7 protein-coding genes are annotated in these 23,568 nt (G+C 67.3%); 3 read left to right on the top strand and 4 right to left on the bottom strand.

Going from position 1 to position 23,568, the window contains the following annotated elements; genetic code table 11:
- Window positions 1–79: 79 nt before the first annotated feature.
- Together AB0L60_RS12745 and AB0L60_RS12740 are read right to left on the bottom strand one after the other, a co-directional pair.
- Window positions 80–775 (bottom strand): alpha/beta hydrolase, encoded by a 696-nt coding sequence (locus AB0L60_RS12745; protein ID WP_364611730.1) that lies wholly within the window; start codon window positions 773–775, stop codon window positions 80–82.
- Between the two features lie 275 nt (window positions 776–1,050).
- Complete coding sequence (locus tag AB0L60_RS12740; protein WP_364611727.1) at window positions 1,051–1,656, bottom strand: TetR/AcrR family transcriptional regulator; 606 nt, start codon at window positions 1,654–1,656, stop codon at window positions 1,051–1,053.
- Window positions 1,657–1,712: 56 nt separating this feature from the next.
- Between AB0L60_RS12740 and AB0L60_RS12735 the strand changes: the two genes are divergently transcribed.
- Window positions 1,713–2,951: a cytochrome P450 gene (locus tag AB0L60_RS12735; RefSeq protein WP_364611724.1), complete on the top strand. Its 1,239-nt coding sequence runs from the start codon at window positions 1,713–1,715 to the stop codon at window positions 2,949–2,951.
- A 64-nt stretch (window positions 2,952–3,015) separates the two neighbouring features.
- The gene (locus AB0L60_RS12730) at window positions 3,016–3,363 is read left to right on the top strand and encodes a nuclear transport factor 2 family protein (protein ID WP_364611721.1); all 348 of its coding nucleotides are present in this window, start codon (window positions 3,016–3,018) and stop codon (window positions 3,361–3,363) included.
- Here the strand turns inward: AB0L60_RS12730 and AB0L60_RS12725 are convergent.
- Window positions 3,348–3,662 carry a TMEM175 family protein gene (locus AB0L60_RS12725; protein ID WP_364611718.1) on the bottom strand — a complete coding sequence of 105 codons (315 nt, stop codon included), beginning with the start codon at window positions 3,660–3,662 and terminating at the stop codon, window positions 3,348–3,350. The two genes, AB0L60_RS12730 and AB0L60_RS12725, sit on opposite strands and share 16 nt — an antisense overlap.
- 774 nt (window positions 3,663–4,436) lie before the next feature.
- Here AB0L60_RS12725 and AB0L60_RS12720 point away from each other — a divergent pair.
- Complete coding sequence (locus AB0L60_RS12720) at window positions 4,437–5,129, top strand: hypothetical protein (RefSeq protein WP_364611715.1); 693 nt, start codon at window positions 4,437–4,439, stop codon at window positions 5,127–5,129.
- 9 nt (window positions 5,130–5,138) lie between these two features.
- On the opposite strand, the gene AB0L60_RS12715 is transcribed toward AB0L60_RS12720, so the two are convergent.
- The gene (locus AB0L60_RS12715; protein WP_364611712.1) at window positions 5,139–23,351 is read right to left on the bottom strand and encodes an amino acid adenylation domain-containing protein; all 18,213 of its coding nucleotides are present in this window, start codon (window positions 23,349–23,351) and stop codon (window positions 5,139–5,141) included.
- Window positions 23,352–23,568 lie beyond the last annotated feature (217 nt).

Below are 23,568 nucleotides of genomic sequence, written 5' to 3'. Positions count from 1 at the left end.
GAAGACCCCACCCGACGCGCGGGCACACGCTAGATGGGATCCAACGCCTGCTGAAGCTCTTCCCGCTGTTCGAGGCCGGCTATGCCCCCTGGCAGGATTTCGCGGCGGTGCGGATCACGTCGATCACCAGGCTGGGCTGGGACAGCATCGGGACGTGACTGCTGTCCGCCTCGTAGGTGCTGGCGTTCATGCGTTTCGCGCAGAAGCGCTCCAGCTCGGGATGCACGGTGCGGTCGTTTCTGGCCACGATGTACCAGCTCGGTTTCGACTTCCATGCGGTGCCTGCTACCTGCTGGTCGAAGAGGTCCGCGGCGGGGACACCCTGGGTCGCGAGCACGAGTTGCTGTTCCTGTTCGGAGAGATCGCCCGCGAAGTACTCGATACCGTCCGGTCGCAACCAGATTCGACCCTCGGCGATCTCGATGTGCGCGAACAGATCCGTCGTCGGGAACTTGGCCTGCAGACTCTGCGACGTCTCGTCCTCGTCCGGGGCGAGTGCGGCGATGTAGACGAGTCCCGCGACCCGGTCATCGGTCCCCGCGGCTGTGATGACGGTGCCGCCGTACGAGTGACCGACGAGGATGGCCGGGCTGCTGACCCGGCCCAGTGCCCGCTTGATCGCGGCGACATCACCTTCCAGGGTGTCGAGGCTGTTCTGCGTGGACACCACCTCGTGTCCCTCCGCCTGCAGTGTGGGAATCACCTTGCTGAAGCAGGACCCGTCGGCCCATAAACCGTGAGCGAACACGATGCTCGGTGTGGTCGGCGTCGACATGATGCGCACCCTTCCTCGGCACGGATCAGCCGGATCCGCACCGCACTAGGTTGGTTCTCCGTCTTCGAGCCGTGACGGCCGGATCGGCCCCCACAGGCATTCATCGTCCTCCCACGACCCACACTGGGGCCGAGCTTTCGCGAGGTTCTGTAGAACCCACCCGCGTGCGCATGCCATTCGAACTGCCGGAGTCGGCGCAGCCGGGTGGCCCCGCGCGGCGGTGGGTGCGATGCCGGGGACGCCGGAGGCTCTGACCTTGGTTGACCCCGTCGGGGTTATGGTTCGGTCTTCAGCCCGAGAGCCGGTACGAGTCGGCGGCGCAGGTAGCCGCGCAGGCGTTCGGAGTCGCTCGTGGCGGGGGTGTCGAATTGCAGGATCGAGATGAGGAATCTGATTGTCGTTTCCGCGATTTCGTCGAGGTCCAGTTCCAGGTCGGGCTCGTATCGGTGGATGGGTTCGAGATAGTGCCGGGCCAGCCGCAGTGACTCTGGTGTCATCAGTGTGGCGAGCCACTCGGCGTCGGCGGAGTCTGCCGAGGACAGGGCGGTCCGCTGGGTTTCACGCAGTAGTCGCGCTCCCGCGACGGTGGCCTCCACCACGAAATCCGCTGCCGTGGACGCATGGCTCGCCTCGTCGACGATGTGCTGGAACAACCCGGCCGAGACATGCGTCGCGGCGAGTTCGATCAACTCTTCGCGGCCGCTGAAGTGTGCGTAGACGGTCGGTCGTGAGACACGCGCCTCGGCGGCGACCACGCTGATCGACGTGCGCGCGCGACCCAACCGGATCAGGCATCGGGCCGCGGCCTCGACGAGCCGCTGCCGCGCGCCCGCGCCGTCCATCGGTGGATCCCCACCCCAGGCCAACTTCGGAGCTGTCACAGTGGGCCATCCTAGGTTCTTTACATATTTATCTATAAATGTATAGCTTGTAACATATGGCTGAGTCGCTCTCGTCCGTGGATCTCACCGATCTGGACAACTTCGCCGCGGGCTTCCCGCACGGCCTGTTCGCCCTGCACCGCACCGAATCTCCCGTGTACTGGCACGAGCCCACTGCGCACACTCCCGACGGTGAGGGGTTCTGGTCGGTGGCGACCTACGCCGAGACCAAGGAGGTCCTGACCAGTCCCACGACCTACTCCTCCGAGACCGGCGGCGACCGGCCCTACGGCGGCACCGTGCTGCAGGACCTGCCGATGGCGGGCGTCGTGTTGAACATGATGGACGATCCGCGGCACTCCAGGATTCGGCGTCTGGTGTCGAAAGGCTTGACGCCCAGGACGGTTCGCAACCTGGAAGAGGATCTGCGGGCGCGTACCGGGCGCCTGCTGGACACCGTCGTCAGTGGTGGCGACCACGACTTTCTCACCGAGATCGCGGCCGAGCTTCCGATGCAGGCGATCTGCTTCCTGCTCGGTATCCCCGAGGCGGATCGTCACCGCCTGTTCGGGCTCATCGAGCATGTCTTCGATATTCCCGACGGTCAGGACTACCTGACCATGAGCCCGGAACGGACGGCGGCGATGGGCGAACTCTACGAGTACGGCTTGGCGCAGATCGCCCAGCGCCGGGCAGATCCGGGCGCGGACATGCTGTCGCTGGTCGTCCACGCGGAGATGCCGGACGAGGACCCGCCGCGCCTGTCCGACGAGGAGTTGCGATCGTTCTTCAATCTGCTGTTCTCCGGCGGCTCCGACACCACCCGCAACGCCATCGCGGCCGGACTTCTCGCGCTGATCGAAAACCCTTCGCAGCTGGCCGAATTGCGTGACAACCCGGAACTGCTGCCGGTCGCCATCGAGGAGATCGTGCGCTGGACCGCGCCGTCTCCGTCGAAGCGCCGCACCGTCACCCGCCCAGTCGAACTGGCCGGGCACCGGCTGGAGCCGGGCCAGAAGGTATTGGTCTGGGAGGCCTCGGCCAACCGTGACGAGCTCCGATTCGACCACGCCGACCGCTTCGATATCCATCGAGACCCAAACCCGCACTTGGGATTCGGTCAGGGCATCCATTTCTGCCTCGGCGCGCATCTGGCCCGCTTGGAGATGCGGGTCGTATTCGAGGAGCTGTTCGCCCGCTTCGACGGCTTCGAACTCGCCGGACCGGTCGAGTGGACACGCAGCAGCCGCCACACCGGACTGCGTCACCTACCGCTGCGCATGACCGCACGCTGACCGAATTCATTGCTGCCCTGCGGCACTCGCCAAGCAGACCCTCGCGCAGAAGAAGGTTGTTTCCATGGGCAAAGCTCGACAACTCGCCGACCACTATGTGGACAGGGTCAACGCTGGTGACCTCGACGGCATCGTCGCACTGTTCGCCGACAACGCCGAGTTGCTCAATCCGTTCGGGCATTTCGCCGGTTCCGACCAGATTCGCGGCTTCTACGAGAAGACCGTCTTCGCGGTCACCCCCAGGGTCACCGCCGCCGGGTGGATCGAGCAGGACAACCGAATCGCCTTCGAGCTCCAAGCGCGAGTCGACGGCTACGACGCGGTCCAATACGCTATGGACCATCTCACCGTCGCGGCCGACGGCGACCACATCGCACGCATGGCCCTCTACTACCGTCAAGTTTCGCAGTGACCCCGCGCTGATCCAAAGATGACGATGCCCACATAGAGTCCGATGGCCAGTCGGTCGTCGTGGTGAGCGTAGACGTCGAGCACGGTGGCCACCGGAATCGCGGCAATCGCGATCAGCCACAACATGTTCACGCGAATCAGCAAGGCCGTATACCCCGTGGCACGCTCGAACAGGCGATGATGATCCCGCCAGTAGGCGCTGATGACGACGAAGCTGATCCCGGCGGCTGTCAGCGCATAGCTGTTGTCCGCCAGGAACTTCGAGGTGCTCGAGTCCGCAACGCCGCGCGCTGTCGACAAACGGCAACGCGTTCAGCGTTATCGCAATGGCCACCACGGCATCACTGAAGAAGACCAGCCGCTGCAACCCGCGCTCGCTGTGGTTCGGACCTGACGAGGCGTGTTTCCGATCGCTCACTCCGCCGACTGTAAGGCCGGATCCGAGAGGGTGGCCACATTTGTGCGATGCCCCGGAGCCACCCGATTCCAATCCACAACGCCGACAGCAGAATGGGTTCCAGCGCGTTCCGGAAACAGCCGCATTGGCGTCTGCGAACTCGATCTGAACCAACCCCGGCGACGGAATGTAGGTGCGCCATATGGCAGCGGTCGCGGGCGGTTCGCATACATGGTCTCTCCACGTTGAGCTTTCGTGGAACGTATGTAGCACTTGCTCGTTTCACAACGCTGAATAAAGCGGCGGCCCGATGAGAATCCGGCGCCGCCAATTCTCATAGGAGTCGTCGACATTGCGATCCCGCGCCGCCCTGGCCCAGGTCCGCGGTCAGAAGCAGCGCTGGCTCGAACTGAGTAATTCGATGACAAGTAGCTAACGGCTGGCGCGGTTGGCGGGATATCGACCGGGTGCATTCGGATCGCGGAGGGTGCTGCGCGACGTCTGATACGGCCACGGATTTGCCAGGTGCGCATGGAATTCGGCATTTCTTCCCGATCCAGCCGTGCCTGCCGCTTAAGCTATCTACGCCGTACGACAAATGCTCGATGTAGAGAAGCTTTGAGCCCAGGAGGTGCGGAATGCCGGAAGCCAGCCGTTGGTGCCACTCACGTCCACTATTGATTGCGAGTTTTTTGCCGGTTGCCGTCATCCTCGGAACCGGAGTCGCCGCGGCATCCCCGGACGGCACCGCGCCGCCACCTGCCGCGCTACCCGCGACAGCGGACTGGCTATCACTGAGGCAGTTCGCGCAGGGGCAGGATCCGTTCGCGCTGCCGACCGAACTCGCTCCGCTCGTCCAGTTGCCGGTCGGCCTCGCACCCGCGGTCGATATGAGCAGCGGCGATCCAGCAGTCGGCGCGGCGAATCCGCTTGCCGCCGCAGGTTGGACCGGATTCGAGAATGTGGACGCGGCGGACTCGATGCCGACCGTGGATCAGCAACCGGTCCAGACGTTCTGCGCGTACCTCCCGGTGGATCCCCAGAGATGCTCCGTCGCGGTCGTCGACGCGGGCGTCGGCGCGGCAATCGGTGCAGGCCTCGGCGCGGGAGTGTCCGCGCCCGTCGCGATAGGTGCGGGCCTGGTCGGGGCCGCCGCCGGGTTCGTCGTTGGTATCCCGTTCCTGCCAACCGGTTTGGTTGTCGGCCCGCTCCTCGGCGCGGCTGTCGGCGTGGCCGTCGTCGCCGGACCGGCCGCCCTGCTCGGTGGGGCGCTCGGGGCGTCGGTCGGGGCGATACTGGGCCTCGCTTCGCCCCTCCCGCCGCCGGGCGGCCCGACCGATGGATCCGGCGCACCCGTCACTTCGCCGTAAAGGACGCGGTCATCGCTCCAATCGAGTATTGAGAATCCGGGCGATCTGAGCAACGGCGCCCGGTTCGGTCATCGCGAGGTGGGCCGCATCGATGTCGAAGGCCGAGATCCGACCACGGATCACCTGCGCCCACCCCTCGTGACCCGCGGCATCGGATCGCCTGTCCTGTGTCGCGGTGAAATAGAGCATGTCGCTGTCCAGGACCGCCGGCCGCCAGGCACTGGCTGCCCGGATCGCCAGGTTGTAGGCGTCGGTCAGGCGCTCGATCCGGGCTGCGTCGATGCCGAGGCCGCCCCCGAGGTGCCGTTCGATCAGATCGGCGGCCTCCTCGGCGGTCGCATCGGCGCTCACGAAATCGACGCCCATGACCGGGCCGAGATTGCTGATCAGCTCTCCGGCCGTGACGGCGCGGACCGTCGACTCGTCGACACCGCCCACTTCGGCGTCCAGCAGTGCCAGTAGCGCGACCTCTTCCCCGGCGGCGCGCATCTCGACGGCAATCGCGTGGGCGATCACGCCACCCAGCGACCAGCCGAGGAGGTGATAGGGGCCGTGTGGCTGAACCGCGCGAATCTCCTCGAAGTAGCGTTCCGCCATGTCCTGGATCGACGTCGGACCGGGGTCCTCGCCGCCGATCTGCGGCGCCTGAATGCCGTAGATCGGCCGGCCGGCGGCGAGGTACCTGTCGAATGTGCGGTAACACCACGATAGGCCCAGGGCCGGGTGGATACAGAACAGCGGCGGTTGCTCACCGCCGGTCCGGATGGGCAGCAGTACATCGAAGCCGATGTCGGTCCGCTCGACGGTGGTACCGGAGCGCATTCCGGATTCGATTCGTTTCGCCAGGTCGGCCGGGCAGGGATCGGACAGCATCCAGCTGATCGGAATCTCGTAGTCGAGTCCCTTGCGCAATTCGCTCACCACTTGCACCGACTTCAGCGAGTTGCCACCCAAGGCGTAGAAGTCGTCGTCGGCGCCCACCCGATCCACACCGAGGACCGCTCCGAACGCCCGCGCGACCTCCTCCTCCAGCCACGACGAGGGCTCCCTGAACTCTCCCACCGTGAGCACCGGCTCCGGTAGTCGCGCACGGTCCAACTTGCCCGACACGGTGAGGGGCACCGTGTCGAGTGCCATCACCGTGGTGGGCACCATGTAGTCGGGCAGTTCGCCGGCCGCGTGCGCCAGGACCGCCGCGGTGTCGATCGTCGCGCCCGCGGCGGGCACCACGTAGCCGACGAGGTGGTCCGCCGTACCGGTGGTGTGCACCACGGCGATCGCGCGGGCGACGCCCGGGTGCTCGGCGAGTACGGCCTCGATTTCACCGAGTTCGATGCGCAGGCCGCGCAGCTTCACCTGGAAATCGGTGCGGCCCAGGTATTCCAATTCGCCGCTGTGACGCCAGCGCACCAGGTCGCCCGTGCGGTACAGGCGCCCGCCGTCACCGTACGGGTCGGCCACGAACCGTTCCGCGGTCAGGCCCGGACGTGACTGATAGCCGCGCGCGAGCTGGGCGCCCGCCAGGTACAGCTCCCCGGCGACGCCGGGCGGTACCGGATGTAACCGGTCGTCGAGCACGTATGCCCGCGCGTTCCATACCGGTGAGCCGATCGGCATGGTGCCGCTGTCGGATTCGATCACCCGATGCGCGGTTGCGGCCACGGTGAACTCGGTCGGCCCGTACAGGTTGTGCAACTCGACCCCGGGCCAGGTTCGCCGCACGTCGGCCACCACGTCGGGGCCGAATGCCTCACCACCCACCAGGAGCGTCCGCACCGACTCCAGCGACTCCGCAGGCACCGCGTCCGCGAATACCGCCAGCATCGACGGTACGAGCGCGGTGATCGTGACCCGCTGGGCGGCAATGGTTTCGGCGAGATACGCGAGGTCGGCATGCCCGTCGGCGCGCGCGATCACCAGCCGCGCCCCCATCGCCAGGGTAGTGAACACTTCCCATACCGACATGTCGAACGTAGCCGGGGACTTCTGCAGCACCACGTCGTTCGACGTCAGCGCGTAGGCCTCGGCGTGCCACCGCAGCTGGTTCACCACCGAACAATGCGATACCGCAACACCTTTCGGCCGACCGGTCGACCCCGAAGTGAAGAGCACGTAGGCGACGTTGTGCGGTCGCAGCGGTGCGAGCCGATCGGCGTCGGTGACCGGCGCTTCATCGAATCCGGACAGCTCCAGCCCATCGAGGGTCGACAGCTCCAACACCGGCGTGGCGATCGACAGCATGTACTCGATGCGGTCGGCCGGAAGGTCCGGATCGACCGGCACGTACCCACCGCCGGCGGCGTGTACCGCGTACATGGCGGTGATCTGGTCCAGTGAACGCCGCATACGCAGCGCCACCAGCGACTCCGGACCGACGCCACGGCCGATCAACCACCGCGCCAACCGGTGTACGCGAGAAGCGAATTCCGCATAACTCAGCGACTGTTCGCCGAACATCACCGCGGGCCGGTCCGCATGCGCCTGTGCGGAGTCGGCGAAGACCGAGGCGAGCGTCTCGCCCGGAGGAAGCCGGTGATCGGTCGAATTCCACTGCTTCAGAACGGCTTCCCGCTCATCGGCGCCAAGCAGATCCACCTCGTGTACCGGCTGCGCCGAGTCGGCCACCAGTGCGCCGAGCAACCGCAGCAGGCGATCGGCGAGCGTGGTCACCGTGGCCGCGTCGAAGAGATCGCTCGCGTACGTGACCGCGCCGCTGATGCCGGCCGGGGCACCGGTGGAGTCGTAGGAATCCGACACCGTGACCAGCAGATCGAACAGCGCGGTGTCCGTCTCGGCCGTCACGGCCGATACCGAGACCCCCGGAAGGTCGAACTCGGCCTTGGCGACGTTCTGGAATGCCAGCATCACCTGGAACAGCGGATGGTGGGCATGCGACCGCACCGGGTTCAGCTCCTGCACCAGCCGCTCGAACGGCACATCGGCGTGCCCGAACGCGGCCAGATCGGTCCCGCGCACGTGCTCGAGCAGCTCGGTGAACGTCATCCCCGGGGTCAGCCGGGTCCGCAGCACCAGGGTGTTGACGAACATCCCGACCAGATCGTCGAGTTCGGGCTCGCCGCGTCCCGCGTACGGAGTGCCGATCGCTATGTCGTCCATGTCGGCCAGCCGGGCCAGCGTGGCCGCCAGCGCCGCGTGGAAGACCATGAACAGCGTCGTGTTGTTGGCTCGCGCGACCTGCTGCAATGCCGCGTGCAGATCGGCACCGACGGTGATCGGTACGCTCGCGCCCGCATAGGTCTGCACGGGCGGCCGCGGCCGGTCGGTCGGTAGCTCCAGCAAAGGCGGGAGTTCCGCCAATTCGAGTGTCCAGTAGTCGATCTGGGCGCGTAGCACCGACTCGGGATCGTGTTCGGTCCCCAGCACCGTTCGCTCCCAGATCGCGTAGTCGGCGTACTGCACCGGCAGCAGCGGCCAGCTCGGTGTCTCCCTGAGCAGGTGTGCGGTGTACGCGGTCATCATGTCCCGCGCCAGCGGGCCGAGCGACGACCCGTCGCAGGAAATGTGGTGGACCACCGCGGCCAGGACCCACTCGTGCTGCCCGAGCTCGAACAACCGGACCCGCAACGGCGCGTCGACCGTCACATCGAACACTGTCGAGACGAACGCCGACAACGACTCGGCCAGTTCCGATTCCGTCACCGGCGTCGCGGTGATCGGTGGAATCGCCTCGGCTGTGCGAAGGACAACCTGCGACGGCTCGCCGTCGGCATACGGGTAGACCGTCCGCAATACCTCGTGCCGGTTCAGTACATCCGCGATGGCCGCGCGTAGCGCGTCGAGATCCAGCTCTCCGGACAGCCGCAGGACGATCGGAATACTGTAGGCGGTCGAGCCGGGCTCGAGCCGGTTCAGGAACCACATCCGTTGCTGTGCGTACGACAGCGGAACGCGTTGCGGCCGTGGCTGTGCGGTCAGTGCCACCCGCCCGGTGTGGGCCTGCGATTCGGCCCGCGCGGCCAACCTCGCGACCGTCGGCGCCTCGAAGATCATCGACACCGGGACGGTCGCGTCGAGCGCGGCACCGATCCGGGCGGCGACGCGGGTCGCTACCAGGCTGTTGCCACCCAGTTCGAAGAAGTCGTCGTCGGCGCCGATCGGAGCGTCGATGCCGAGGACGTCGGCGTAGACGCCGGCCACTATCTCCTCCACCGGGGACGCCGGGGCCCGGAATCGCCTGGCCTGCAGGACGGGTGCGGGCAGGGCCGCGCGGTCGAGCTTTCCGTTCGGCGACAGGGGGATCGCGTCGAGGATCATCACCGCGGCGGGCACCAGGTACGACGGCAGCATCTCGGCCAGCGCCGCCCGCAACTCCTCACCCGAGAGGCTCGTTCCAGCTTCGGGCACCACATAGGACACCAGCTGCGCGGGACCCGTGCCCGTACGCCACGGCGTCGTGATCACGTATGCCACGTCCGCCCGCGCGCTCAGCGCCGCGTCGATCTCGCCCAGCTCGACCCGGTAGCCGCGGATCTTCACCTGGAAGTCGTTGCGCCCCAGGAACTCCAGGTCACCGTCGGCATTCCAGCGCACCACATCACCGGTGCGGTACATGCGGTGTCCGGGTTCCCCGAACGGGTGCGCCACGAAACGTGCCGCACTCACCGCCGCCTTGTCCAGGTACCCGCGCGCCAGCGCCGGGCCGGCCAGATACAACTCTCCGGCCACCCCCACCGGAACCGGCTGCAGCCGGGCATCCAGGACCAGCGCCTGGATGCCCTGCACCGGGGCGCCGATCGTCGGCCGGTCACCCGATCGCAGCGCACCCGTCGCCGTGGCGACGATCGTGGCCTCGGTCGGCCCGTACAGCTCCCGGAACGTCCGGGCGCCGGCGGGATCGGTTCCCGCCCAACGGTTCACCAGATCCGCCGGGACCTCGTCACCGCCGGACATCACCACCCGCACGTGGTCCAGCCCGGCCGGATCCACCGACGCGAGCGCGGCAGGGGTCATGAAGGCATGGGTCACCCGCTGCCTGCGCAGGAGCTCGGCCAACTCTCCGCCGCCGTAGATCTGCGTCGGCGCCACCACCAGCGCACCGGCCCGGCTGACCGCCATCAGGGTCTCCATCAGGGCGGCGTCGAACGACGGCGACGCGAAATGCAGCACCCTGGACGTGTGCCGGAGGTCGAGGTCGGCGCGGAGCGACGAGACGAAGTCGGCGATGCCGGAATGGGTGACGGCGACGCCCTTCGGCACCCCGGTGGATCCGGAGGTGAAGACCACGTAGGCAACGTTCGCGGCCCGCAGCGGACGGAGTCGCTCGTCATCGCCGACCGGGCCGCCCGCCAACCCGTCGATCCGCGCGGCCACGGCCGCGTCGTCGAGCACGATCCAGTTCACCGAATCGGGCAGGCGGGCAGCTGCCGACGACACCGTCACGCCCAGCGTCGCACCAGAATCCGACACCATCTGCGCGATCCGTCCTTCGGGATAGGCGGGGTCGACCGGCACGAAGGCCGCACCCGACTTCACCACCGCCCACCACGCGACGACGGACTCCATCGACCGCGCTGCCGCCACCAGCACCGAACCCTCCGGTCCGGCGCCTCGGCTGATCAGGAGCCTCGCCAGCCGGCTCGATCGCTCGTCCAGCTGTGCATACGACAACGTGGCATCTCCGGCGACGACGGCGATACCGTCGCCGTTGTCCCGGACGGCCGAGGCGAGCACTTCCGGCAGCAATCCGGGCGGCTCGGGCGCCGCCGCGGCGCGTGCACCCACCCGCGAGGTGAGCGCGGAGCGCTCGTCGGCGTCCAGCCAGTCGATATCCCCGACCACGACGGCCGGATCGTCGGCGACGGCTTCCAGGACCCGTACCAGCCGCCGGGCGATTCCCGCTGCGGTCGCCTCGTCGAACAGATCCCGCGCATAACTCATCATGCCCGAGATACCGTGCGCCACACCGGCATCGGACGATTCCGACAGCACCAGTTGCAGGTCGAACTGGGTCGCTCCGGTATCCACCTCCGCCCGGGCGACCCGGATATCGGGCAGCGCCACCTCGACGTTCGACAGATTCTCGAACGCCAGGGCCACCTGGAACAACGGATGCCGCGCCGCCGATCGCTCCGGCTTCAACTCCTCCACGATCCGCTCGAACGGCACATCCGCGTGTTCGAAAGCCAGCAGGTCCGTGTCCCGGGCACGCATCAGCAACTCGGTGAACGGCTCGCCGGTATCCACCCGGGTCCGCAATGCCAACGTGTTCACGAACATCCCGACCAGCTCGTCCAGGCCGGGCTCGCCCCGCCCCGCGATCGGGGTGCCGATCACGACGTCGTCGGTATTGCCGAGCCGCCCCAAAACCGTTGCCAGCGCGGCATGCATCACCATGAACAGCGACGATCCCCGCGACCGTGCCAGCGCAAGCAGCTGCTCGTGCAGCCTGGCTCCGATCTCCAGCGGTACCCGGCCTCCCGACAGCGACGCGACGGCCGGGCGTGGCCGGTCCGCCGGGAGGTCCAGCCGGTCCGGTGCGCCCGCGAGTGTCGAGCGCCAGAAGTCGAGCTGGGTGGACATCAACGACGCCGGATCGTCTGCGGCCCCCAGCATCTGCCGTTGCCACCACGCGAAATCCGCGTACTGCACCGCGAGTGGCTCCCACTCCGGCGCGTGCCCGGCCAGTCGCGCGGCGTATGCCACCATCACGTCATGGGCCAGTGGGCCCATCGACTGACCATCGCCCGCGATGTGATGGACCACCAGCACCAGCAGGAATTCTCCTGTGTCACTGCCGGGTTCGGCGTCGAGCTCGAACAATCCAACTCGCATCGGCACTCGGGTGGTCACATCGAATCCGCGCCGCACGAACTCGCCCACCACGTCCGGGACCGCATCCGCCGGTACCCGCACCGGCTCCACCGGCACCGCGGGCTCGTCGAAAACGACCTGCCGCGGCTCACCGGAGACTTCCGGATAGATCGTCCGCAATACTTCGTGCCGTGCGACCACGTCCGCGAGCGCGGCCGCCAGCGCTTCGGTGTTCAGCCGTCCGGACAACCGCAGCATCACCGGAATGTTGTAGGCCGGGGAATCCGGCTCGAACCGGTTCAGGAACCACATCCGCTGTTGCGCCAGCGACAGCGGCACGGGGTCGGGGTGCACTCCGGACACCAGGGGCAAGCGGCCCCCATCACCGAGTGACCCGGTGCGCGCGGCCAATTCGGCGACGGTCGGCGCCTCGAAAACCGATCGCACCGGCACTCGCATGTTCAGGGCCGCACCCAGGCGCCCCACCACCAGCGAGGCGCTCAGCGAATCGCCACCCAGCGCGAAGAAGTCGTCGTCGGCGCCCACTCCGTTCACGTCGAGCACCTGCTCGAATGTGCGCGCGACCAGCTCCTCCATCCCTGGTGCCGGCGCACGGAACTCGCGCACGACGGCAACCGGCTCGGGCAGCCGCTCACGATCCAGCTTCCCGTTGGCGGTCAGCGGTACCTCGTCCAGCACGATCACCGCGGACGGCACCATGGTCCGGGGCAGCGTCTCGGCCAGTGCCGCACGCAATTCCGCGCCCGATACCTCGGTTCCGGTCGCGGGCATGACATAGGACACCAGCTGCACCGACCGGCCGTCCTCGCGGCGTGGCACGGTGACCGCGTATGCCACATCCGCACGCGCGCCCAGCGCCGCGTCGATCTCCCCGAGCTCGATTCTGGTGCCGTGCACCTTGACCTGAAAATCGTTGCGGCCCAGGAATTCCAACTCGCCATCAGCGCTGCGGCGCACCACGTCACCGGTGCGGTACATGCGCTGACCCGGCGCCTCGAACGGGCATGCGACGAACCGCGCCGCGGTCAACCCCGTCCTGGCGACGTAGCCATCGGCCAGTCCGGCGCCGAACAAGTACAGCTCGCCCGCGATACCGTCCGGTACGGGTCGCAGCCAGGTATCCAGGACCACGGTCGCGACGGTACCGACCGGCCTGCCGATCGTGATCGCGGCACCGGGCGCCAGCGCAGCGCTGGTGGTAGCCCAGATCGTGGTCTCGGTCGGCCCGTACAGATTGACCATGGTGCGGTGCGGCGCCCACCGATCGACCAGTTCGGTCCCGACCGGCTCACCGGCCGCCGCGAGCACTCGCAGCCCGTCGAGACCGTCGGGCGAGACCGTCGCCAGCGCCGAGGGGGTCACGATGGCGTGCGAAATACGTTCATGTGCAATCAGATCCGCCAATTGGGGGCCGGCGTAGATCTCGGCGGGAGATACGACCAGCCGGCCGCCCGAACCGTGCGCCATCAACAACTCGAACACCGAGGCGTCGAAGCTGGGCGAGGCGACCTGCAGGACCACCGACATCGGGTCGGCGCCGAACAGTCGCCGTTGCGCCGAGACGATTTCGGCCAGGCCGCGATGGCTGACGAGTACGCCCTTGGGTGTTCCGGTCGACCCGGAGGTGTAGCTCACGTAGGCGATCTGATCCCGCCGGATCGGACCGCCGCGTTCGGCATCGGTGATCGGCAGGGCGGGCGCCGCGTCCACGGTGCCGAGCGCCTGGTCCCCGTCGAGGATCAGCCAATCGACGCCTTCGGGAGGACGTTTCCCGGCGGACGTATCGGTCAGCCCGAGCACGGTTCCCGAGTCGGACAGCAGAAATTCGATCCGCTCCGAGGGCAGGGCCGGATCGATCGGCAGGAATGCGGCACCGGTCTTTGCCACGGCCCACACGGTGACGGTCGCCGCCAGGGAACGCGGAAGCACGCAGGCGACGATCTGTCCCCGCCGGGCGCCGTGCCGCAGCAGGACCCGGGCCAGACGGGTGGATCGCTCGTCGAGCTGGCGGTAGGTCATGGTGGTCGTGCCGTATCGCACGGCGATCGCGTCGGGATGGGCGGCAGCGGAGGCGGCGAGTATCCGGTCGAGCGTGTCCGGGATCGTAGCTTCCGCACGGGAATCCGGCCACGATGGCCGCGGTTCCTCGTCGAGCCGCAGCTCACCGAGTCGCGTATCGGCGTTCGCGGCGAACCGGCACAGCAACTCGACGAAGCGGTCGAGGATGCGGCGCGCCGAGACGGTGTCGAATTCACGGTCATGGAACCGGAGGGTGATCCGCAGTCCTTGTGGCTCGCCGTGCTCGGGCTGCGTGGGTTCCACGATCAGGCTCAGCGGGTACGGTGTCGCGTCCAGTTCACTGAGTTCGTTCACCCGCAGGCCCGCCGAATCGACGAGCTGCTGCAGTGCCGTCCGGTCGACGGGGAACGACTGGAAGGTGAGGGCGGTGTCGAAGAGTGCGGACAGGCCGGCGCTGCGGTGGATCTCGGGCAGGCCGATGTGGTGATGCTCCAGCATGCGGGCGTGCCGCGCCTGAATGCCGATCAGCAACTCGCGGACCGTCATCGTGGGTTCGAGCGGAACGCGCACGGGAATCGTATTCAGGAACATGCCGAGCGCCTGATCGACCAGCGGCAGTTCCGGGGGGCGGCCCGACACCGAGGTACCGAAGATCACATCGGTCTCGCCGGTGAGTACCCGCAGATTCAGGGCCCAGGCCGCGGCCACGGCCGTATTGATGGTGACGGCCGTCTCCGCCGCCACGCGACGGAGTGCTCCGAAACGATCCGCCGTCACCTCGGCCCCGACCTCGGCGGCGGATACCGCGCCCGCCGCGCCGGCATCGCGGGACACTCGGGTGGGTGCGCCGACATCCGAAAAGGCCTGCGCCCATGCCGCTTTGGATGCGGCGCTGTCCTGCCGAGCCAGCCAGGCCAGATAGTCGCGGTAGGAGGGCGCGGGTCCGGCGGAGTCGATATGTTCGGGAGATCCGTAGTAGTCGAGCAGTTCTCGCATCAGCAGCGGCATCGACCAGCCGTCCAGGATCACATGGTGATTCGTGACCAGCAGCCGGAAGGACTCCGCATCGAGACGGATGAGCGTCAAGCGCAACAGCGGGGGAGCCGACAGATCGAATCCCGCCGCCGCGTCCGCTGCGGCAATCGATTCCGGGTCGGCCGGGGATTCCGCATCGGCGAGATCGATCTCCCGGAAGTCGATTTCGGCATGGCCCAGCACGATCTGGCACGGCCCGGCCGACGTCTCCGCGAAAGCGGCCCGCAGGATGTCGTGCCGGTCGACCACGGCCTGAGCGGCACGCCGCAGGCGCTCACCGTCGACCGCGCCGGAAAATCCGATCATCGTCTGGACGCTGTAGTCGTCCGCCGCATCCGGATCGAACGTCGAGTCGAAGTGCATCCCGGATTGCATGGGCGACAACGGCCATACATCGGACAGCCCGGGGTACTGCTGCTCGAGCCGGTCGATGTCCTGCTGGGTGAGCGTGACGAGCGAGGAATCCGAGGCGCGATACGGGCGATCCGCTCTCGGGAGTAGCAGGGGTTCCTCGATGGCCACCGGAGCCGCATCGCCGCCCGCCATCACGGCGAGAGCGGCAACTGTCTTGCCTTCGAACACATCTCGCGGCGTCAGCGTGAGCCCGGCGGATCTCGCCAGCGCCACCAGCCGCATCGAGACGATGCTGTCCCCGCCGAGGGCGAAGAAGTTGCTGTCGGCGGACACGGTGTCGAGATGGAGCACATCGGCGAAGAGTTTCGCCACGATCTGCTCCGTTGGCGTCGACGGCGGTCTGCCGCCCGTGGCGTCGGCATCGAAGGCGCGCTGCTGCAAGGCTTTCCGATCGACCTTGCCCGTGGGCGTGCGCGGCATCTCCTCCAGCCGCACGATCGCCGCGGGATTCATATAGCGCGGCAACCTGCCCGCGAGATCGCCTTCGATGGCCGCCACGTCGACGGCAGCGCCCGGTGCGGAGACGACATAGGACACCAGAACCGGTTCGCCGGCAGGCCCTTTCACCGCCACGGTGGCGACGCTCGCCACCTCCGGGCGCCGGGCCACGTGCGCATCGATTTCCCCCGGCTCGATCCGCAGGCCGTGAATCTTGACCTGCTGATCGCTGCGGCCCAGGTATTCCAGCGCCAACCCGGCGGGTCCGCGCACCCAGCGCACGGAATCACCGGTGCGATAGATCCGCTCGCCGCGGGTGGATCGCGGATCCGCGACGAAGCGGGACGCGGTCACGCCCCGTCGACCGACGTATCCGCGGGCGAGTCCGGGCCCGCCGATATAGAGTTCGCCCGCGACACCGACCGGCACCGGTCGCAGCCACGGGTCGAGCACCAGCGCGGACGCGCCCCGGATCGGGCCACCGATCGTCACCGGGTCGCCGGGTGCGAGGGCATCCGACCCCGTTGCCCAGATCGTGCACTCGGTCGGTCCGTAGTGATTCATCAGCCGTCGCCCCGGGGCCCACCGGTTCACGGTGTCCGGCCCGACCGCTTCACCGACGACCGCGAGCGATGTCAGCGACGGCATCCGGGACGGATCCATGGTGTTGAGCACGGACGGGGTGATGATCGCGTGCGAAACCTGCTGCGACCGAAGCAATTCCTCGAGGTCGGACCCGGCGAATACCTCCGGTGGCGCCACCACGAGACAGGCGCCGCTGCCGTGCGCCAACAGCAACTCCGACACGCAGGCGTCGAATCCCGGCGACGCGACCTGCAACACCACCGAATCCGGAGTCGGCGCGAAGGCATCGGCCTGCGCCGCGACCAGATCGGCCAGACCTCGATGGCTGAGGTGGACCGCCTTCGGCGTGCCGGTCGATCCGGACGTGTAGATCACGTATGCCGCATTGTCGGCCGACAGGCGGTCGCCCTCGGCCATACCGGACGGGTGGGGGAGGCCCTCGTGAGGGTCCGATGCGGCAGCGTCCAGGATCAACCAGTCGACGGTATCCGGAAGCTGCTGTGCCACAGCGCTTGTCGTCACACCCAGCGTGGTTCGCGAGTCGGACAGCAACTCCCCGATCCGCGCGGCGGGATTGCCGGGATCCAACGGCAGGAAGGCGGCACCCGTTTTCGCCACCGCCCAGATCGCGACGACGAGTTCGGCCGAGCGGGGAAGAGCCAAGGCGACGATCGACTCGGCACGAGCGCCGCGGCCGACCAGCAGGCGAGCGAACGCGTCGGCGCGACGCTCCAGCTCACGATAGGTCCACGTGGTGTCACGGCACCGGACAGCCACGGCATCCGGATACCTCCGCGCCGTCCCCGACAGGATGTCGCGGAGCACGAGGTCGGTGGCCGGTTGCTCGCCGCCGACCGAAAGCAGTTGCGCGCGTTCGGAATCCCAGCAGGAGGAGATCGAGGAGACCTTCCGGGCGGGTTCGCCGACGATCTGCGTGAGCAGCAACTCGAATCGTTCGAGCAGCGTGCGGGCCTCGTCCGAATCGAATCGATCGGTGGCGAATTTCAGTGTCACGGTATAGGTCCCCGGCTCGCCGGTGCCCGGTCCGCTGTCGCGACTCGACCGCGGCGGGGTCACCTGCAGGCTCAGCGGATACGGCGTGGCATCGTGCGCGACGATCTCGACGAGCCGCAATCCGGCGTCGGAGAGATCGTGTGCCAGCAGTTCACGGTCGAACGGATAGGACTCGAGCACCGTCGCGGTATCGAACATGTCGGTGATGCCGGCGGCCCGCTGCAGCTCCGCCAGGCCGATGTGCTGGTGATCCAGCATCGCCGCCTGCTCGGATTGCACGCGGACGAGCAGGTCGCCGACGGTCTCGTCGGGTTCGAGCCGGACGCGGACGGGCAACGTGTTGACCATGAGCCCGACCATGCGCTCGACATCCGGAATCCGTGGCGGGCGGTTCGACACCGTATTGCCGAACACCACGTCCGGCCGTCCGGCCTGGACGGCCACCAGCAATGCCCACGCCACGTGCAGGGCCGTGTTGGGGGTGACGCCATGCGAGCGGCCGAGATCGAGAATCGCGGCGGTGGTCGCGGCGTCCAGGTTCAGGCCGACTTCGTCGGCGTGCGCGGTGACGGTCCGATCCGGCCCGTTCGTGATGCGCGTCGGACTGTCGATTCCGGCGAGCATCTCCCGCCACGCGGCGGTCGCGGCGTCTCGGTCCTGAGCCTGCAGCCACTGCAGATACTCACGGTACGAACGAGGGGGCGCGAGCTGGGCCGTATCGCAGTCGGATATGTACAACGCGAGTAACTCGTGGATCAGCAGGGGCATCGACCAGCCGTCGAGCACGAGGTGGTGGTTGGTGACCAGCAACTGGAACATATCGACGCCGGTGCGGACGAGGTGGAAACGCACCAGCGGCGGGCGGGCAGGATCGAACGGAGCCGCGGCCGCGGTCGCGAGTCGGCGCAGTGCTTCCGCCTGCCGGCCGACACCGCTGAGATTCGACTCACCCCAATCGACCGTGGTGTCGCGCAATACGATCTGGCGTGGCCCATCGTCACTCTCGACGAACGCGGTCCGCAGACTGTCGTGCCGGTCGATGAGCACCTGCGCGGCCCGCCGCATCCGGTCCCCATCGACCAGCCCGGCGAACGTCAGTGCCGCCTGCACGATGTAGCCGTCGACGCCGTCCGGGTCGTAGATCGTGTGGAACAGCAGCCCGGACTGCAGGGCGGTGAGTGGCCACACATCGGTCATCGACGGGTATTCCCGCAGCCAGCGGTCGACATCGTCCTGCGATACCGCGGTGAGCGGGAAGTCGGATGGCGTGAAGCTGTAGGTGGTTCCGGACCGGACGTGATCGGCCAGCGCCCCCAGGGCTCGAGCCCACAGCCCGGCGAGCTCGTCGACCTCCTCACCCGTCAACACCTGCGAGGCGAACTCCCAGGTCGCGGCCAGTTCGAGCCCGCCGCGGCCTTCTTCGGCGATCGCATTGATATCGAGGACGGCCGGCAGCGCCATCGCCGGATCGCTCGTCGCGGTCAGTGCGGTGAATTCGGTGGTAGGTGCCCAGGGCCCCGAGCGTTCACGGGAACCCACCCGCCCGAGGTAGTTGAAGCTGACCTGAGGTTCGGGCAGGTCTGCGAGCTCGGCACGGCCCTGGGAGTCGAGATGACGCAGTACCTGATAGCCGATGCCGTTGCCGGGCACCGCGCGCAGCTGCTCCTTCACCTGCCTTATCGCCAGTCCCGCACTGACGCCGCCGGCCAGCGCATCATCGAGATCGATGTTCTCCCAGTCGATTCGGACCGGGAAGCGGGTGGTGAACCAGCCGACGGTGGCGCTCAGATCGGCGCCGGGTACGGCCGACTCCTCGCGGCCGTGTCCTTCCAACGAGATCAACTCTCCGGCCGCCGCCGTACCACGCCTGCGCCGCCACTCACCGAGGGCGAGCACCAGAGCCGCCACCAGCGGCTCGTTGGCACTGCAGTGGAAGCGGTCCGGAATGGTGGTGAGCACCGCCTCGGCAACCGCCGCCGGTATGCGCTGATCGACCCGGCCCGCCGTGGCCCCGATGTCACGATCCGGGATCAGACGACGCGATCCGAGTAGCTGATCGCCGCGCTCGAGGACGTCTTTCCACAGGTCGAGCTCCGCCGCCCGCCTGCCCGGCGCCTGCTCGACCAAACCGTGCGCCCACCGCCGAAACGAGGTGGTGGGCGGGCCGAAATGCGGCTCGCCGCCGGCGGAGACCTGCGCCCAGGTCTGCGCGAGGTCGGTGAGGATGATGCGCCACGACACCGCGTCGACGGCGAGATGGTGGATCACCAGCCACATCAGGTCGGGTCCGGATCCGCTGCGATCCTGAATCCAGACGGCCTGCACGAGCACACCGTTGCCCGGGTCCAATCGATCCGCTGCTCGGTTCAAGTGCCGGTCGACTTCGGCGGCGTCACGTCGATCGAGCCGAACTTCGAGGAGCGCGGCCTCCGGGTCGACCGCTTCCCGATCGAGTACCTCGACGAACCGATCGGCCGAATCGCCGCCGCGCAATACCGCGCGCAGCATGTCGTGGCGGTCCAGCAGGAATCCCAGCGCGCGCACCAGACCCGCTCGATCGGCCCCCTCGGGTAGCTGCACCAGCGCGGCCTGCGCAAATCGGTCGTAATGACCCCGATCCAGCATTGCGTGCGTGATCGGCGACAACGGCATCGGTCCGACGCCGCCACCGGGCAACTCGGCCAACTCGGGAGTATCGCCGACTTCCGTCGCCGTGGCCGCCAGGCCCGCAACGGTCTTGTGCACGAACACATCCTGTGTGGAGAAGCTCAGCCCTTCGGCCTTGGCCCCCGCTACCAGCCGGATCGACAGAATGCTGTCGCCGCCGAGGGCGAAGAAGCTGTCGTCGGCCCCGACCCGGGGCACGCCGAGCACCTCGGTGAACAACCGTGCGATCGTCTTTTCCCGGGCCGTGGCCGGTTCCCGCCCGACCGGTGCGGTCCCGAATTCGGGCTTCGGCAGAGCGCGGCGATCGAGCTTGCCGAAGGCGTTCACCGGGAGGCTGTCCAATGGGACGACCACCGCCGGGACCATATGTGGCGGTAGCGAATCGCGAGCGAAGCGCAGGATTTCGACCGGATCGATCCGACGGCCGCTGACCGGGACGACATAGGACGCCAGCACGGTCGTGCCGACATTGTTCGGCACCGGCACCGTGACACACAGATCCACGTCGTCGTGTGTGGTGAGCGCGGCGTCGACTTCACCCGGTTCGATCCGGTATCCGCGGATCTTGATCTGGAAGTCGCTGCGGCCCATCAACTCCAGCGTCGTCTCGCCGTTCTCGCCGGTCCAGCGCGCGATGTCGCCGGTGCGGTACATGCGCGCGCCGGTACCGCCGTACGGATCGGCGACGAACCGGGCGGCGGTTTCGACGAACAGCTGGCTGTATCCCCGGGCCAATCCCGGCCCGGCGAGGTACAACTCGCCCGCGGTGCCCCTGGGCACCGGCTGCAGCGTCCGATCCAGCACCATGGCCGAGACGCCGCGGATGGGGCCACCGACCGTGTGGGCGCGGCCGGGTCTCAGCATGGCGCCGGTGGCGGTCACGGTGGATTCGGTAGGACCGTACTCGTTGTACATGGACGCCGACAGGGTCCACCGTTCGACGAGGTGTGGTGGACATGCGTCGCCACCGACCACGACCACCTGCACGTCGGTCGGCAGCTGCGGGTCGACCGTGGCCAACATCGTGGGCGTCAGCGTCAAATGGGTCACGTGCTCATCGGCCAGTAGCTGCGTGAGCGACTCACCGCCGGTCACCTCGGGCGGCACGATCACCAACGTGGATCCGTTGGCGAAGCAGGTCAGAAACTGTTCCAGAGACGCGTCGAAACTGGGCGAGAGGGCATAGGACACACGGGATTTCGTGTCGATACCGTACGTGGCAGTGCGATCGGCAACGAGATTCGCGAGGCCGGTGTGCGTGACCTGGACGCCCTTCGGCGCTCCGGTGGATCCCGAGGTGTAGGTCATATAGGCGACGTTGGACGGTCGTAGTGGGCGGATGCGGTCCGCATCGGAAATCGGCCCGCTCGCGGTGTCGCGGTCGGCCAGGGTTGCGGGGTCGTCGAGAACCACATGGCGCATCCCCTGCGGGAGCCGCCCGCGCAGGGCGTCGACCGTGATCACCACGGTTGCGCCGCTGTCGGCCACCATGTGGTCTATCCGCTTCGGCGGGTACTCGGGGGCCAGCTGGACGAACGCCGCCCCACTCTTCGCGACCGCCCATGTCGCCACGACCGATTCGACCGAGCGTCGCAACATGATCGCCACCGCCGTGTCCGGACCACACCCCAGCGCGATCAGATGCCGGGCCAGCTGCGAGGATCTCGAGTCCAGCTCGCCGTACGTCATCGTCTGGCCGCCCGAGACGATCGCGCACCGGCTACTGTTCCGGCGCGCGCTTTCGGTGAGAATATCTGGAAGCAGCCGTGTTTCGACCGCACTGGGCCCTCGCACAGGTAGTAGCGCAGAGCGTTCCTGCATTTCGAGTAGCGGCAGTCTGCTGACCTTGCATTCCGGTCCGCCGGCGAGGAATTCGTGCATGAACATGCGGAACCGTCGATGGTGATCAGTGAGCTCTTCGGGGCTGTACGAATTCGGATTCCCCTGGAAGTCGATATGGGTGCTCTCTCTGCCCGCCCCCGGGTAGATATTGACGAACAGGTCGGCGGTAGGTCCGGAGGTGAGGACGTGTAGGCGGCCTGTCGTGTTGCCCAGTACAACCTCGTTCTCGACCATCATGAGGTTCACGGCGGGACCGAATGATGCCGCCTCGTCGCGCGCAATCCCCATGTCATGGAATATGTCCTCTTGGCGGTAGCGCTGCCGCCGGAGTGCACTCGTCAACTCGCTTTTCACCGCTGAGATCAGTTCACCGACGCTTTGGCCGGCGACCTGTACTCGCAGCGGGACCACATTTGCCACCATCCCCCCGGAACGGCGCAGCACGGCGGAGTGCCGACCCGAAACGGGCAGGCTCAGCAGTACTTCATCGCTTCCGGTCATCCGCGCGAGATAAGCCGCGAACGCCGCAACGATGATCGGAGTCACGCTCGACTCGTGCTCGAACGCGACGTTTTCGAGTAGCTGCGTGGTGTCGTCCGCCAGCTCTGTGCTGACCAGCGTGGGATGAATGGTGGGTTTGCTCACGCGGGCGGCCAGACTGACGACGGGAGGTGCGCCCGCCAGGTGCTCCATCCAGTGTTCGCGGTCATTGTCGAGACGCGTCGAATCGCGGTACGCCAGATCTTGCTCGACGACTTCCCGCAGGTCCTGTGCCTGGCACGGTGCCGGCTCCTCGGACTTCACCCAAGCGTTGTACAGCTCTGTCATTCGATGCAGCATTGTTACCGCGGCGAATCCGTCGAGCGCGATATGGTGTGCGCGCTGATACCACAGGTAATGGTTCTCGCCGACCTGGAACACGATGCTCGTCATGAGGTTGTCGTTCAGCAGGTCCAGTGGAGCGGAATAGTCCTCGACCATCATTCTGTGCGCAGTCGCAACGGGATCGACGTGCCGGCGCAGGTCAATGACCGACACCGGGCCGCCATTCTCCTCGTCGACGAACTGGCAGGGCTCTCCGTCGACCTCGATCAGGCGCATATGTCCCGACCCGAACTCCCGACCGGCGGTTCTGCATGCCTCGGCAAGTAGTTCCGCATCCAACTCGCCGACGACCTCGACGTATTGGGCGACAGATATCGGGGTGGATTCCGTGAGATGCTGGGCAAACCAGATTCCCCGCTGCGCCGACGTCAGCGGAAGAATATCGACCGGCGATGCATTACCGCTGGGCGTGTCGGAACTGTTACCCGAATGTGTGTGCCTGGAGGATTGACTGGAGGATTGAAATGTGCCTGATGGCAACGATTTGGAACGGTCGGGATCGCTTTCGATGCCACTCTTCGATTGGCGCATTTCGACCTCCGCAAAATATCGTTCATTTCAGGAACTCAAAACGCCCGGGGACCGGCGGATACGCTGTCGCGCGCCGGTCCGGGGACCACGAACGAGGCCAGGGCGGGGACCATTTCCAACACCCGCATAGTGCTGAATACGTCGATTCCGCCGCCAAGATCATTACAGCCGATGCCGGCCGATTCTGGACTCATTACGCCGACGGCTAATTTCCGGC

Source organism: Nocardia sp. NPDC051981 (genome assembly GCF_040680715.1).
Taxonomy (GTDB): Bacteria; Actinomycetota; Actinomycetes; order Mycobacteriales; family Mycobacteriaceae; genus Nocardia.
Note: the sequence above shows the minus strand (reverse complement) of the source record. Positions and strands in the feature narration are given on the sequence as shown.

Excerpts from the sequence above, each read along its gene's own strand:
- AB0L60_RS12715 (WP_364611712.1), bottom strand. The coding sequence starts at position 23,351 with ATGCGCCAATCGAAGAGTGGCATCGAAAGCGATCCCGACCGTTCCAAA.
- AB0L60_RS12735 (WP_364611724.1), top strand. The coding sequence starts at position 1,713 with ATGGCTGAGTCGCTCTCGTCCGTGGATCTCACCGATCTGGACAACTTC.
- AB0L60_RS12730 (WP_364611721.1), top strand. The coding sequence starts at position 3,016 with ATGGGCAAAGCTCGACAACTCGCCGACCACTATGTGGACAGGGTCAAC.
- AB0L60_RS12745 (WP_364611730.1), bottom strand. The coding sequence starts at position 775 with ATGTCGACGCCGACCACACCGAGCATCGTGTTCGCTCACGGTTTATGG.